The sequence below is a fragment of the Parapedobacter sp. genome (genome assembly GCF_035556095.1).
Taxonomy (GTDB): domain Bacteria; phylum Bacteroidota; class Bacteroidia; order Sphingobacteriales; family Sphingobacteriaceae; genus Parapedobacter.
On record NZ_DATMFT010000025.1, the window covers coordinates 184,022 to 197,513 of the forward strand.

The window sequence follows — 13,492 nt, forward strand, 5'->3', positions numbered from 1 at the left end:
AGTATCAAGCTTGAAACAACAATGGCAACCCAAGCAAAAGGCCGGGTTGCCACGGTTTGGCCGTTAGGCCATATTACCGCCCCAATACTTCTTGCACAGGCTGGCCAATATTCCCGTTCGGTTCCTCAATGTGAAGCAACGCTGCAATCGTCGGTGCAATATCCGTCATGTGTGTTTCCCGGTGGGTAGCGCCATGCTTAACGCCCCAGCCCATCATAACGAATGGGATATGTGCGTCGTATGAGGCCCAAGTACCATGGGTCGTGCCGCGCGAGCGCGGCGATCCGCTGTACCATTGTGGCTCCAGGATAATCTGGATACAACCGCTGCGTTTGGGGTTGTAGCCATTCACAATGCGTTCCCGTATCCGTTCGGGTATACTGGATGCGCCTGCCTTTTCCATATCGGTAACAAAGGCGACGCCCTCCAAGGTACGTAGGAACTTAACGGCCCGTTCTTTAATATCGTCTTCATCCAAATCGTTGGCGTCGATGGTTTCGTAGTTGAGGTGTACCTGATAGTTCATCAGGCTGCGCACCATCTTTTCTTGCCCAAATTCCTTTTCCAGTAACTCATTAAGTCCCGAAAGTGCATTCCGCTCATCAAAATAGCCTGCGTTCCCACGCTTATCCATAAAAAACAACGGGTTATGAGAGGCCCCGTGATCGGCAGTGATAAACAAGGTATATTCGCCGGCTCCCACTTCATCATCGAGGTACTTGAAAAAGGCCTCCAGCTCCTTATCGAGCCGCAGATAAGTGTCTTCAACCTCAATGGCGTTGACCGAAAACTGGTGGCCTACATAGTCGGTAGATGACAAGCTCACGCATAGGAAATCGGTAACACCATGGGGGTTGTGCCCCATCTGCTCATTGGCCACGGCAGCCTTAGCCAGATCCAGCGTAAGCGTATTGCCAAATGGGGTAGCACGTATCATGCCCAAACCGTTGTCTTTAACCAAGGTACCCAGCTTTTTGGGAAATACAGGCGCATCTTCGCCCCGGTAGGTGGCCTCATAAGGGTTGTCGTCGGCAATACTCTGCACATACGTATCGATGGGGTAAAGTGTATTCCAATCTTGCTGCAGGTATTTTTCCGCTAACTTCTGGGTATTAAATTGCTTCACCCACTCCGGGAGTTCCTCCATGTAGAAACTGCTCGACACCCAGTCGCCCGAGCCACCTTCAAACCAATAGGCGGCGTCAGCAAAATGTCCCGCAGGGAGAATGCCTCCACGGTCTTTAATCGCTATGCCAATCACTTTCGAGCGGAAATTGGTGGCAAGTTTGAGCTGGTCGGTAATGGTCGAAGCAAGTAGGTTTCGGGGCGACTGCTTACCCGCATCTTTATCGGTGCCCACACCACTCACATCATCATCCTGTGTGCAATACATCCGTTTTCCAGTCTGTTGTATGATGAAATCGTTCCCTGCAATGCCATGGATAGCGGGTACACTGCCCGTGTACACCGTACTGTGGCCAATGGCCGTATAGGTAGGGACATAGGGGATATACGTATTCTCGCAGGAAAAACCCTCCCTTAACAGGCGCTTAAAGCCACCTTCGCCATAGCGCTCATAAAAACGGTACAGGTAGTCCCAACGCATTTGGTCAACCATTAACCCTACAACCAACCTGGGCCGCTCAATAGGCTCCTGTGCACGAACATGGCCTACGAATAAACCAACGGCCACTACAGCTAAAAATGTTCTCTTTAATTTCATCTGTTTATTTTTTGCTCTTTGTTGTCAGATGGAGCCTTTAATGGTTAATCCGCCAACGGCGGAGCGCAGTGTGCTTAATAATTAGTTTAACCACATCGGGTTCTTGTTGTTGTATCTTATTGAGAAAGGATACCCGTGATTTAACGGGTAATGCGCGGCTAATTTAGTAATTCCTGATACCAAATCACAGCCAGCACGTAACAAGTTCGTTGCACAAACGGGTGTCAAATCCGGAAAATCAGACCCCAGTTTGCATAGTCCGCCTGTACGCCATGCAGGTTGAGTGTGGTTTGTACTCCAACATTCGGTGTGAAATAATAACGTACACCAGTGACCCAGTACCATTTAACGTTGTGATAATTGCGATAATGGAGGTACCTCCCATACATGGCATTGATGACAATAGGGCCCATTGAGATGTCGGCACCCGCGGCCACACCCCACCGAATCGGGTCGAGCGACGATCCATAGTACTGGAATGTCTCGTCAAACCGGTCGGGATCAAACACGGTGTGGTAGTAAACCATATGTGAGCCTGCCTTGAGACTGATGGCCCGGTTTAGGTAAAAGTTATATCCCGCATACGCCCCCGAACGGAAAAACTTCTTATGCCGGTCGCGGTATTTCCCGCGCACGCCCATACCGAACCAAATCTCGGCACTATTCCCCTCAATATGGCGATAATCTTCGGGTTCATCCATAAATGCATCTGCGTTGCCAACCGACATTTTCACACCAATCGACCCCGTAAGTGTGTTCCAACCGCCATTCGGTACGACCACACCACCGTTGGAATAATGCTGGATATGCCCCCCAGCCACAAGACTCGTGTTTGAGCTGACAGGCACCTCCAAGCTGAGTTCACCAGTAATCATCAGGTTGACGTGGCTACCGATGGTAGACGTGGCTGGTTGCGTGAAGATATTCTCCGTAATGTATGCCAGCCCCAGCCCCGGCGTGGCAAATAACCGGACTTTTCCTATTTTCAAAAGCTGCAAGTCCGCTTCCGCCAATGCCCCGAATGCTTGCCCACCGGCGTATGCCACACCGTCCACGGTTTCTTTCATGTTGTGGAGATTGTGCCATGTAACGCCAAACGACAGATTTTTGGCGTTCAAAACGCGGACCCACTCCTTATTACTATGCGCTACATTTTTATCGTAGCTTACGTGCAAGCCATACAAGTAGTTGTCTTTCCTGTTGGGGTTGTCTGAATTGACATCTATTCCATATTGAGCTTTCACGGAAATAGCATGTTTCGAGCGGTCCAATTGGGCAACAGCGGGGCTCGTTAACGTCAGGACAAACGAGAGCAGCCCGAGGGTGATGGTTGACTGGGATCGCAATACGGTAAAATGGTAAATCATTGGAAAAATAAGTTTGCAAGCGACAATAATCAATGCAGCTGCAAACTTAACCATTTACGGCCAAAATTTTTAACCTGCTAAGCTATCCGTTTTCCGACTTACGGCCATTTTCCGTACGGCATTCGCAATTGCAGCGCTGTCATATCCACACTGCGCCCACAATTCCTGTTGTTCGCCATGTTCGACTACCTGGTCCGGTATGCCCAACCGTACAACGGTGGCTTGGTAACCGTGGTCGACCATGAACTCTAATACTGCACTGCCCATCCCCCCCTGCACACAACCGTCCTCAACGGTAATGATTTTCTTGAATTTCCCGAAGACTTCGTGCAATAAGGCCTCATCCAACGGCTTTACGAACCGCAAGTCATAATGGGCCGGAAATATCCCCTCTTCGTTAAGCACCATCCGTGCGTTTGTCACTTCATTGCCGATATGCCCAATACTCAAGAGCGCGAGCTCCTCGCCATCACACAACTTACGGCCTTCGCCGATATTGACCGACTTGAACGGCCGCCTCCAGTCGGGCATAACGCCCTGCCCGCGTGGGTATCGAATCACAAACGGCCCCATCCCTTCCTGCTGCGCGGTATACATCAAGTTTCGCAGCTCCTCCTCATTCATCGGAGCCGATACGATCAGGTTGGGGATACAGCGCATGTATGCCAAGTCATAGGCCCCGTGGTGCGTGGGGCCATCGGCGCCAGCTACGCCCGCCCGGTCGAGGCAAAATACGACATGCAGGCTCTGGATGGCTACATCATGTATCACCTGGTCATATGCGCGTTGCATAAAACTAGAATAGATATTGCAAAAAGGCACCAGCCCCTGTGTAGCCAATCCGGCAGAAAACGTGACGGCATGCTGCTCCGCGATACCCACATCAAATGCGCGGTCGGGCATAGCTTTCATCATAATATTCATGGACGAACCCGATGGCATGGCCGGCGTAACACCCATAATCCGGTCATTCTTTTCGGCTAGCTCCACGAGCGTATGTCCAAACACCTCCTGGTATTTCGGAGCCACCGGTTTATCGCTCTTGGATTTTTTGATTTCACCGGTGATTTTATCAAATAGTCCCGGCGCGTGCCAAGTGGTCTGGTCTTTTTCGGCCAGCGCATACCCTTTCCCTTTCACGGTGACGCAATGCAGCAGCTTGGGCCCGGGAATTCCCTTTAGGTCATTCAACGTGTTAACCAACCTTTTCACATCGTGCCCATCCACCGGACCGAAATAGCGAAAGTTGAGCGACTCGAACAGGTTGCTATTTTTGAGCAGCGTTCCTTTGATACTCTTTTCTATTTTCTTGGCCACGCCGAGCGCATCCGGCCCAAGTTCCGAAATCTTGGTGAGCACATGGGCGATGTCGTCCCTAAACCGGTTCCACGGCCGCGACGTGGTAATGCTGGTCAGGTATTCTTTCAGCGCACCCACATTCGGATCGATCGACATGCAGTTGTCATTGAGGATGACCAACAAATTGGACTTTTCGATACCGGCGTGGTTGAGCGCTTCGAACGCCATCCCTGCGGTCATTGCCCCGTCGCCGATTACCGCCACATGCTGGCGGTCGGTCTCCCCTTTGTAATTTGATGCCACGGCCATTCCCAATGCTGCCGAAATAGATGTGGATGAGTGGCCTACCCCGAACGCATCATAAGCACTCTCACAACGCTTCGGGAATCCGCTGATTCCCCCCAACACGCGGTTGGTATGGAACTCCTCCCGCCTCCCCGTGAGGATCTTATGGCCATAAGCTTGATGTCCTACATCCCACACCAATTGATCATAAGGGGTGTTGAGTACGTAATGTAGCGCCACCGTCAATTCCACAACACCCAGGCTTGCTGCGAAATGGCCACCATGCGTCGATACCGTGTCAATGATGTATTGACGCAGTTCATCGCATAGCGCTGCCAACTCCGATTGGCTCAGTCGCTTTAAGTCCGCGGGCGTGTCTATTTTCTTCAGCAGTTCTCCAGCGTCAATCTCCATAATATCCGGTTTGGAAAAACGATACAAAGTAACTAATAAATATTGATATAGGGCGCCCTGAATTTTTACGCACGACACACTGCTCATTTCGTAAAAGGGGAACAATGTAGCGGGCAGATTGTTTAACGAAACGGGCTCGGCAATATCGCAGCGAAACACTACCTTTGGTCCGTATGCAGCCCGACGGATATGAAATCAAACTACCGCAGTTTGAAGGCCCCTTTGATTTACTGCTTTTTTTCATCGAACGCGATGAACTGAATATCCACGACATCCCCATCGCAAAGATTACCACCGACTTCCTCGATTACCTATTGCATGCACAGGCACTCAATATGGAACTTGCGAGCGAATTCATATTTGTGGCTGCCACGTTGATGCGCATCAAAGCGAAAATGCTTTTGCCAAGGCCAGAACTCGATGAAGCAGGTAACGAAATAGACCCGAAACAGGATCTCATACAAAAGCTGGTGCTATACAAGCAGTTCAGGGATGTGTCGGAGCAATTACGGGCGCTGGAAGAAGGGCGGCTCCAACAAGCCAAACGGGGAAACATCGTCGTCGATTTGCAAATCGCGGGCGACTATGCCGACCAGGGTGAGGAACTCACCACGTTTGACCTTTATAAGCTCATGGTGGTTTACGAGCGGGCAATGGACCGCTACACGTCACGTAGTAACGAAGTGCGCCATACCGTGGTGAAATATCCGTACACCATTGAGCAGCAAAAGAAAGCCATCGCATCGCTGGTGGCCATCAATGAGAAACTCGATTTCAATGCGGTAGTCAGACATTCCGAAAACAAGGTACAATTCGTCTACAATTTCCTGGCGATTTTAGAAATGCTGCAACAACAGTTGCTCGAACTGCAAAGCGGACTGGGCTTCAACAATTTTTGGGTGACCGCGCGAAAAACCCACCCATAAAGACAGGATTCCATACGTTCAAGCCGGTATTTGAATGACCAACACCGTTCCCCTCCCGGGGGCCGTGTCGATTTCCACGGTGCCATTAAGCAACGCGATCCGTGAGCGAATATTTTTCAGACCAACACCTTTCCCTTCAGCAGTGCGGGCCGTTTCGAAACCGATACCGTTATCTTCAATCGTTGCATCGATACCGTCGTTGTCGCGCACCAATTGGATGCTGAGTTTAGATGCCTGGGCATGTTTGATTACGTTCGTGACCGTTTCCTGAATGACCCGGTACAATACGGTCTCCGTCTGTTCATCCAGCCGCTCATCCAATCCTACGACGTTCAACTGGATTTTCAGCTGTTTACCCGCTATCTTTTCAAGGAATTCCTTGACAGACGACGCTAAGCCTGCTTTCAGAAGCGCATTGGGTATCATCTGATGGGAGATGCTACGCATCTCATCATAACTCTCGCTTACCAACGCCTTAGCCCGTTCGAGCAAGGGGCGAACGGGAGCGGATTCGCCGGTATCGGCGCTAACCTCATGGAGGCTAAGCAAGGCCGCAGACATCAGCTGACCCACGCCATCATGCAAATCAGTTGCAATGCGGCGACGCTCGCGTTCTTCCGCATGCAATACATCTTTGGCGGCTTGCTGTTGCTGCTCATTGAGCCGTTTCTGCAGGCGGGCTTCGGTTTGGAGCTTGCGCTTGTTTTGAACAACATAAATAAGACCGGCCAATACCGACAACAGGATAATAGCAGCAACGAGTACGATACCTCGTTGGCGTAGCCGGAGCTTCTGCAATGCCGTCTGTTGGTTGAGGATCTCGATCTGCTGTTCTTTCTTTTCAGTTTCGTATTGCGCCGCCAGTTCATCGATAAGTTTTACACGGTCGGACTGTGCAATGGAGGCTTTATACGCTTTGTGTTTACGCAGGTATACATACGCCGAATCGTATTGTTGGTTGCGGGCGTAAAAATCAGACAGGCTTTCCAATGCTTCTTCGTGTTGCTTGGTATTGTCGATTTCAATCGCGGTTTGGAGTGCCTTTTTTATCCACCGTTCACCCTCCCGGACGTTGCCCGCCTTTTCATAAGCTTCACCAAGGTAGTTGTAGGTATAGGCAATTTCATTGGTTTCGCGCATGGCTTCACGCATCGCAATGCTTTTTTTGAGGTAGTGTATAGCACTATCCGTATCTCCTTTGTAAAGGTAGGTCGAGCCAATATCGTTGTAGAAAAAAGCTTCATCAGACCGGTTCCCGGCTTTGATAACGGTTTGGGCACCCCGTTTATGTGCGGCCAATGCTTCGTCGTAATGTCCGAGCCGCATGTTTACAATACCGATATTGCCATGGCTTAGCGCTATGGAAACGGCATTGCCGCTCAGCTGCCGCCAATGCAAGGCTTCTTGATGGTATTCGAGGGCCTTATCATAATCTTCAATATCTACATAGAGAATCGCAAGCTGGTTGTAGCCGTTCCCGATATTCACGGTATCACGGGCTTGCTCGGCCAGCTTTAATCCCTTCATTCCGTATTCCATGGCCTTTCCCCGTTCACGCAGCCTTCGGTACAACCATCCGGCGTGCAGGTACGCCCTTATCGATACGGATTGGGGCTTTTCTTTCTCAAACAGGGAAATGGCAGCTAAGATAGCCTTCTCTGCTTCCTTTATGCTGCCGTGAGCCTCTTCACTGTGCGATATCAGGTAAAGCGAAACCGCCTCTCCATGTGCATAAGCATGTCGTTGGGCCAGTTGCCGTGCAAGGGTCAATGCGCTATCGGCCAGGCTAGCATCAATCTCCATCACGCGGTTCGCGAACGCATTGAGGCTATCAACTTTGGCACGAGCCTCTTCTTCGGCTAAGGTAATGCGGTGAAAGGCCTGCCATAGGGTGTCCTGCCGAGCCAACGATGAAGGACATATCGCGAAGAGTAAATACCCGATGAGCACGAAAAGAAGAGGGGTATAGCGATCCATAACGGCTGGTTATTAAGTGGTGCTAATTTATCTCAAATTTTAATTACTTTTACCCGATAAGTGCAAAATTCAGTGGCTTAGTGCGCTCCAAGCCAGTAGCCTCGGCTGCTTCAAGCGGGGATATAGATAACCACAACTGTTCCTCTGCCAACGGCAGAATCCACATCCACACTGCCCCGTAATAAAGCCACCCGAGAACGGATGTTCTTTAAGCCGATACCTTCTTCATAGCCGGCACTTGAAGAATCAAAACCCCCACCGTTATCTTCGATACTTACCGAGAGCCCTTCTTCGTCCTTCAGGATCTGGATGGTCAGCCGGGTAGCTCCGGCGTGTTTGACCACGTTGTTTACCGCCTCCTGTATGGCTCGGTATAGCACGGTTTCGAGCTGTTGGTCAAGCCGCTCATTCAATCCAGACACATTTAAATAGACCTTGATGTTTTTGCCGTCTATAGGGTCCAAAAACTCTTTAATAGACGTCGCCAAGCCCGCTTTCAGCAACGCGTTGGGCATCATTTGGTGGGAAATGCTACGCATCTCCTGATAGCTGTCTTTTACCAGGCCCAGCGCTGTGTCCATCAATTGCGGGTCGGGTGCCTTTCCTTCGGCGACGCTTTTGTACAGGTAGTTGAGGTTGAGCAGCGCGGCAGACAAAGTTTGCCCAACCCCGTCGTGTAAGTCGCCGGCAATACGGCGACGTTCACGTTCTTCCGCGTCTAACACATCGCGCGTGGCCTTTTCTTGTTGGGTGTTTATTTCGTGCTGCAAACGGGCCTCTGATTGCAGTCGGCGCTGTTTGAAAACAAAATACGCGATAACTGCACCGGTAACCAAGAGCGCCAGTGTGGCAATCAGCATCAGGTTTCGCTGTCTTAACTTAAGTTGCTGAATCGCCTTCTCCTGATTCAGGATTTCAATTTGCTGCTCCTTCTTCTCCGATTGAAAGCGAGCCTCAAGCTCTCGCTCGGATTTCATTTTCTCAATGACAAACACAGAATCTTTCGCGGTTTCTACCGCCAGCATATGCTGGTAAGCCTCGGCATGGCGTCCTTGGTCGGCCCTGATCTTGGCAAGACTGTTGTTTGCCTTGTAAATGACCTCAAAAAAACCAATGGCTTCCGAAATATCGATGGCTTGGATGAAATGGGGTATCGACTCTTGCGTTTGGCCGAGTGCATTTTTGTATTTGCCCAGGTTAAACAATAAACCGGCCTCCCGGAGCCGGTCGCCTTCTGCACGCGCGTAATGGAGCCCGGAAACGGTATGGGCGATGGCTTCATGAAGGTCATCCTTGACTTCGTACATTGCACCCAAATTTGAATATATGCTGGCCATGTTTCTGTCGGTTCCCATCTTTTCATTCATCTTGCGAGCGCTATTGAGGTAATGAATGGCAGAATCAGGGAGCCCCATTGTCGTAAAGGTAGAACCCAGGTTGTTCAATGCAGTAGCCATCTCCAGTGAATCGGGTACCCTGCTTACTAACTGATAATACTGCTTGAGATAGGTGATCGATTTTTCGAAATCATTATTAACGTTAGCGGCAATACCCAAAAGATTGTACACCCTACCCTCACCATTATGATCGCCTATCGCCTCGAAGAAGGCCAAAGCCTTCAGGCCATACGTCAATGTTTCTTTATAGTCTGCTTTTGCATTCATCACCGTGGCCACATTATAATTTGCCTTAGCAATTTCAAGACTATCGTTCAACGTGCCGAATTCGGCCAATGATTCCAGATAGTAGCTTTTTGCCAGATCGAAGTCGCTTTGGTAAAAGGCCGAAATCCCTTTGAGCTTAGCCGCCTGTGCCCGTCCACGTCCATACGTCGACCTTTGTGCCATTTCATATGCTTTTTCTGCGTAGTAGGTCAGTGAGTCGGGCTTCGTCAGCCAACTGGCGGCTTTGGCGTTAAGCGTATCGATGGCTCGGTGGAGTCGTTCCTGCGCTCCTGCGGCTATGGGTGCCATTGTCAGTGAGAAAAGCAGGGTAATCAGGGTGCAATACTTCATGGATCACATGGGTTAAATTGATTACTTAGATTGGCGATTTAACGTTTGTCAAAGATGGTAAAAAAACTAAATTTGTGATAAAATAATTAAGAAACCTAAATGAGCTATCGCGTATTACTCGTTGATGACCACCGCATCCTAACGGAAGGCCTGAAAATGATCTTCCGGAATAACTCCACGTTCGATATCGTTGCATCAACCCATTCAGGTGCTTACGCATTGGCACTGCTCAAAGCGAAGCCCGTCGAATTGATGGTCACCGATTATTCTATGCCCGATATGAATGGCCTCGACCTGATCCGCCAAGCCAAGGCACTGTTCCCCGACCTGAAAACCATCGTGCTGACGATGCACGACGAGACGTCCATCATTAAAGAAGTCATCGCGGCAGGTGCGGACGGTTATGTGCTAAAGAAATGTGCCATGGAAGAATTGGCACAGGCCATGGAGTCTGTGGTAAAGGGTAAACCGTACCTGAGTGCAGAGGTCGGTCAGCGGCTGTTTCAGCTGGCAAAGCAACCCGAACCCGACGAGCCGCTTACCGACCGTGAGGTCGAAGTGCTGCGGCTGATTATCAAAGAACTTACCAATAAAGAAATTGCCGCCCAATTGTTTATCAGCGACCGCACGGTGGAGGTGCACCGCAAAAACCTGATGCGCAAAATCAAATGTGCCAATACCGTCGGCCTGATTAAGTACGCTTTTGCCAATAATTTGGTTTGAGAAGCTGCGGTAGCTATGAATACCGCAGCGTTCCCAACCGGGGTAAGGCACGATTACCAAACACCTAGAACTTCAGCGCCACCCCCACATTGAGCCAAGCAATACCGTAGCCGAGCTCCGCAAAGGCGCCGAATTTCGGACTGAAGAAATACCGCGCGCCGGCGTGTGCGCCCCAAAGAAACCCTCCGGCCGAAGCGGTAGGCAGATTCGTATCGGTGCTCACCGATGCGATGTTGTAACCCAGCAATACCCCCGCATAGGGATCCAGATTTTCCACGCCAAAGTCGAAATGGTAAGAGCCCCGGCCGCCTACAATGATGTAATTGTATTTCCAGTCGCCCATCCCTGTTTCTACTTTGGCCCCGGCATAGCCGCCGTATGCACCCACGCTGATTTTATCGCTGACACCGAATTCTAAGCTAAGGCCTACCGGTGGGGTGCCCTTCGCTCCTGCCGCCATGAACTGGCTGCCCAGGCCCACACCGAGGTTAAGCAGTTTGTCGCCCTGTTCAAACGCTTGGCTGAAGGAAAGCGAAGTTCCCAGAACGGTAAACAATCCGACAAGTGATACGAGTTTAAATTTCTTTTTCATTGCTTTTTTAGATTAATGGATTATTGTTTAAATTGAGTCAAAAGTACGCCTGCCTGCAAACAGGGCCAATACGGAATAATACCGATTCTACCTACGTATAATCCCGTATATGGAATACGTAATTCCCCGAATAGGAGCATTTTTCGCCTCCCACTACCTTTACCCCGGTATTCAAAAGCAATTTATTAGACCATGAAAAAACTACTCGTAACACCGTTGGTGGCCCTCTTGATGGCCGCCCATGGACAACAGAAAGACCTGCCGGACATCAGTTATGATCTGGGTGGCAAAATCGAATTTATGACGCTCACGGAAGCGGGCGTGTTGGTTGTAGCAGGCGGGGGCGGATTGGCGGGTATCAAACCCGGAGCCAACGCACCGCATTTTGTATTTAAAGAATACGGCAAGGTGAAGGAAGAAGAGCTCGAATTTGTGCCGATGTCGCCCTATGTCATCGTCAACCAGGGGGGCATGCTCGGATCAAAGAAAACGGTGATTGACATCGTATCCGGCAAGATGCTGTTTGCTACCGAAGAAAACGGATGGAAGCTGGTCGCTAAGGCTCGTGTGTTCCTGCCCCAAAACAAGTTGGTCGTGGTGGGAAACCGCACGCGAGCCGAAAAGGACATGCTTGCCGTCGGTATTTATGACCTGGCCACCGGCAAGCAGGAGGGATTTTCTTCGCTGGATGCCGGGGTGGGAAAGGTGCGCATGGGCAACAGTGTGCCCGTAAGTTCGGGAGAACCCTACCTTTCCGGCAATCAGGTGCTGGTACCCACCACTAAGAAGCTGATCTGCGCGGATTTCAACAATGGGCAGATCCTTTGGGAAGCCGATCTTGATAAAATCACGTGGCTCGTAGCCGATAAATCAGGCAACGAGATTTACGGATTCGAGGAGCGTCCCAATGGCGATACGCGCATCCACAAGGTGAGCAATTCCGGCCAGCAACTCTGGAAGCAGGAACGTAAAATTAAAGGAAAAGTCTCCCGCTTTGAAATCTTGCCGCAGGGGCTGGCCGTGGTAAGCGATGTGGACAATTCGGATAAAAAAGGCATCGCCGGCAAACTTGCCGGAGCTTCGGAGTCTAAAATCAGTTTCCTGAGCGCGGCTACCGGTGAAGACCTTTGGGAGAAAGCCCCCAAGACAAAAGGCTATGTACAGCATTTTTACATCATGGACGATGGTATCCTGTTCGGGATATACGAAGGTGGCATCAATAAGATTTCCTTTGACGGTAACGCCCTATTCAAGAAGCCGCTCAATACCGGCGAAAACATCCAAACGATGGCGCTTACCCCCCAGGGACTGATTTACATCACCGATACCGATGCGGATATCATCAACCTCACTACCGGAGAATCCATTTGGAGCAAACCCATCAAATACAAGAAAGCAAAAGCGGTTGCCAGTGCTTATGACAAGGCGCACCAGCGCTACCTAATCAGTACGGGCGAGGAGGTGATGGCAATCGATGAACGTACCGGTGATATCAGCACCTTCGCATCGATTGCATTCAAGGAAAAAGAAGCACCTACCTCCATGATGGTGAGAAACGGCGGGATCCTGCTTACCTCCAGCCAGAACCTGATGATGGTAGGCTTCGACGGGAAAGACCTATTCCATACCTATCATAAATCCCCCGGACAAAGCGGTTTCATCAAAGCTGCCACAGGGGTGTTGGCGGTAGCGTCCATGGCCATGTCGGCGGCGGCAGCCTACCAGGGCGGTCGCTATGGCCACTATGCCGGAAGTAATCAGTTAAATAGCTATGGTGAAGAAATGAAAGCCTATCAAGAAGGGTTTGCCAACATCGCCTCGGCATCCTTCGCCGAGATGAACAAACGCTTCCGGGCAACCGCGGCCACGGAGAATGCGCAGTTCATCCTTACCGACCTCGAAGGCGGTGTAGGTCTCGTACGCGTGGGGAAGGATACTGGAGAAGTTGAAAAGGAAATCATCCTTCGCGACAAGAAGCCCGATTACCGGGTTGACGAGTTGGGTGGAATGCTATACTATAAATCCAAAGCCAACGAAATATCAGCCTATGGGCTATAGTTCGGGCATACATTTTCATGGTGCCTGGTCTGTGTGTGCCGCCGAATGAGCGGCACGCCTTACCGGGTTATCGACCAAACGTGCAGTCGGACTTTTAATTACTATCAAATACA

At 50.4% G+C, this 13,492-nt stretch carries 9 protein-coding genes; 3 read left to right on the top strand and 6 right to left on the bottom strand.

Annotated features, from left to right (window positions below; all coding sequences use genetic code 11):
* Positions 1 to 73 precede the first annotated feature (73 nt).
* From pafA to dxs, 3 genes are all read right to left on the bottom strand, one after another.
* Positions 74 to 1,723, bottom strand: a complete 1,650-nt coding sequence (gene pafA, locus VNQ80_RS16430) for an alkaline phosphatase PafA (protein WP_325640639.1) — start codon at positions 1,721 to 1,723, stop codon at positions 74 to 76.
* A 224-nt stretch (positions 1,724 to 1,947) separates the two neighbouring features.
* Positions 1,948 to 3,090 (bottom strand): acyloxyacyl hydrolase, encoded by a 1,143-nt coding sequence (locus VNQ80_RS16435; protein ID WP_325640641.1) that lies wholly within the window; start codon positions 3,088 to 3,090, stop codon positions 1,948 to 1,950.
* Between the two features lie 69 nt (positions 3,091 to 3,159).
* A complete protein-coding gene (gene dxs / locus VNQ80_RS16440; protein ID WP_325640643.1) occupies positions 3,160 to 5,088 on the bottom strand; it encodes a 1-deoxy-D-xylulose-5-phosphate synthase in 1,929 nt (642 codons plus the stop codon).
* A 173-nt stretch (positions 5,089 to 5,261) separates the two neighbouring features.
* On the opposite strand from dxs, the gene VNQ80_RS16445 reads away from it, so the two are divergent.
* On the top strand, positions 5,262 to 6,014 hold the full coding sequence (locus tag VNQ80_RS16445; protein WP_325640645.1) for a segregation and condensation protein A: 753 nt from the start codon (positions 5,262 to 5,264) through the stop codon (positions 6,012 to 6,014).
* Positions 6,015 to 6,032: 18 nt separating this feature from the next.
* Here VNQ80_RS16445 and VNQ80_RS16450 read toward each other — a convergent pair whose 3' ends face one another.
* Both VNQ80_RS16450 and VNQ80_RS16455 read right to left on the bottom strand, forming a co-directional pair.
* Positions 6,033 to 7,991, bottom strand: a complete 1,959-nt coding sequence (locus VNQ80_RS16450) for a sensor histidine kinase (protein ID WP_325640647.1) — start codon at positions 7,989 to 7,991, stop codon at positions 6,033 to 6,035.
* A 110-nt stretch (positions 7,992 to 8,101) separates the two neighbouring features.
* On the bottom strand, positions 8,102 to 10,006 hold the full coding sequence (locus VNQ80_RS16455) for a sensor histidine kinase (protein WP_325640649.1): 1,905 nt from the start codon (positions 10,004 to 10,006) through the stop codon (positions 8,102 to 8,104).
* Between the two features lie 99 nt (positions 10,007 to 10,105).
* Here VNQ80_RS16455 and VNQ80_RS16460 point away from each other — a divergent pair, with 99 nt between their 5' ends.
* Positions 10,106 to 10,729, top strand: coding sequence for a response regulator transcription factor (locus tag VNQ80_RS16460; protein WP_325640651.1), 624 nt, complete (start codon positions 10,106 to 10,108; stop codon positions 10,727 to 10,729).
* 64 nt (positions 10,730 to 10,793) lie between these two features.
* On the opposite strand, the gene VNQ80_RS16465 is transcribed toward VNQ80_RS16460, so the two are convergent.
* The gene (locus VNQ80_RS16465; RefSeq protein ID WP_325640653.1) at positions 10,794 to 11,321 is read right to left on the bottom strand and encodes an outer membrane beta-barrel protein; all 528 of its coding nucleotides are present in this window, start codon (positions 11,319 to 11,321) and stop codon (positions 10,794 to 10,796) included.
* Positions 11,322 to 11,513: 192 nt separating this feature from the next.
* Between VNQ80_RS16465 and VNQ80_RS16470 the strand changes: the two genes are divergently transcribed.
* The gene (locus VNQ80_RS16470) at positions 11,514 to 13,379 is read left to right on the top strand and encodes a PQQ-binding-like beta-propeller repeat protein (RefSeq protein ID WP_325640655.1); all 1,866 of its coding nucleotides are present in this window, start codon (positions 11,514 to 11,516) and stop codon (positions 13,377 to 13,379) included.
* Positions 13,380 to 13,492 lie beyond the last annotated feature (113 nt).

What these genes read in the sequence shown, in the direction of transcription:
- pafA (WP_325640639.1), bottom strand. Translation starts at nt 1,723, where the DNA reads ATGAAATTAAAGAGAACATTTTTAGCTGTAGTGGCCGTTGGTTTATTC.
- VNQ80_RS16450 (WP_325640647.1), bottom strand. Translation starts at nt 7,991, where the DNA reads ATGGATCGCTATACCCCTCTTCTTTTCGTGCTCATCGGGTATTTACTC.
- VNQ80_RS16445 (WP_325640645.1), top strand. Translation starts at nt 5,262, where the DNA reads ATGCAGCCCGACGGATATGAAATCAAACTACCGCAGTTTGAAGGCCCC.
- VNQ80_RS16455 (WP_325640649.1), bottom strand. Translation starts at nt 10,006, where the DNA reads ATGAAGTATTGCACCCTGATTACCCTGCTTTTCTCACTGACAATGGCA.
- dxs (WP_325640643.1), bottom strand. Translation starts at nt 5,088, where the DNA reads ATGGAGATTGACGCTGGAGAACTGCTGAAGAAAATAGACACGCCCGCG.
- VNQ80_RS16435 (WP_325640641.1), bottom strand. Translation starts at nt 3,090, where the DNA reads ATGATTTACCATTTTACCGTATTGCGATCCCAGTCAACCATCACCCTC.
- VNQ80_RS16465 (WP_325640653.1), bottom strand. Translation starts at nt 11,321, where the DNA reads ATGAAAAAGAAATTTAAACTCGTATCACTTGTCGGATTGTTTACCGTT.
- VNQ80_RS16470 (WP_325640655.1), top strand. Translation starts at nt 11,514, where the DNA reads ATGAAAAAACTACTCGTAACACCGTTGGTGGCCCTCTTGATGGCCGCC.
- VNQ80_RS16460 (WP_325640651.1), top strand. Translation starts at nt 10,106, where the DNA reads ATGAGCTATCGCGTATTACTCGTTGATGACCACCGCATCCTAACGGAA.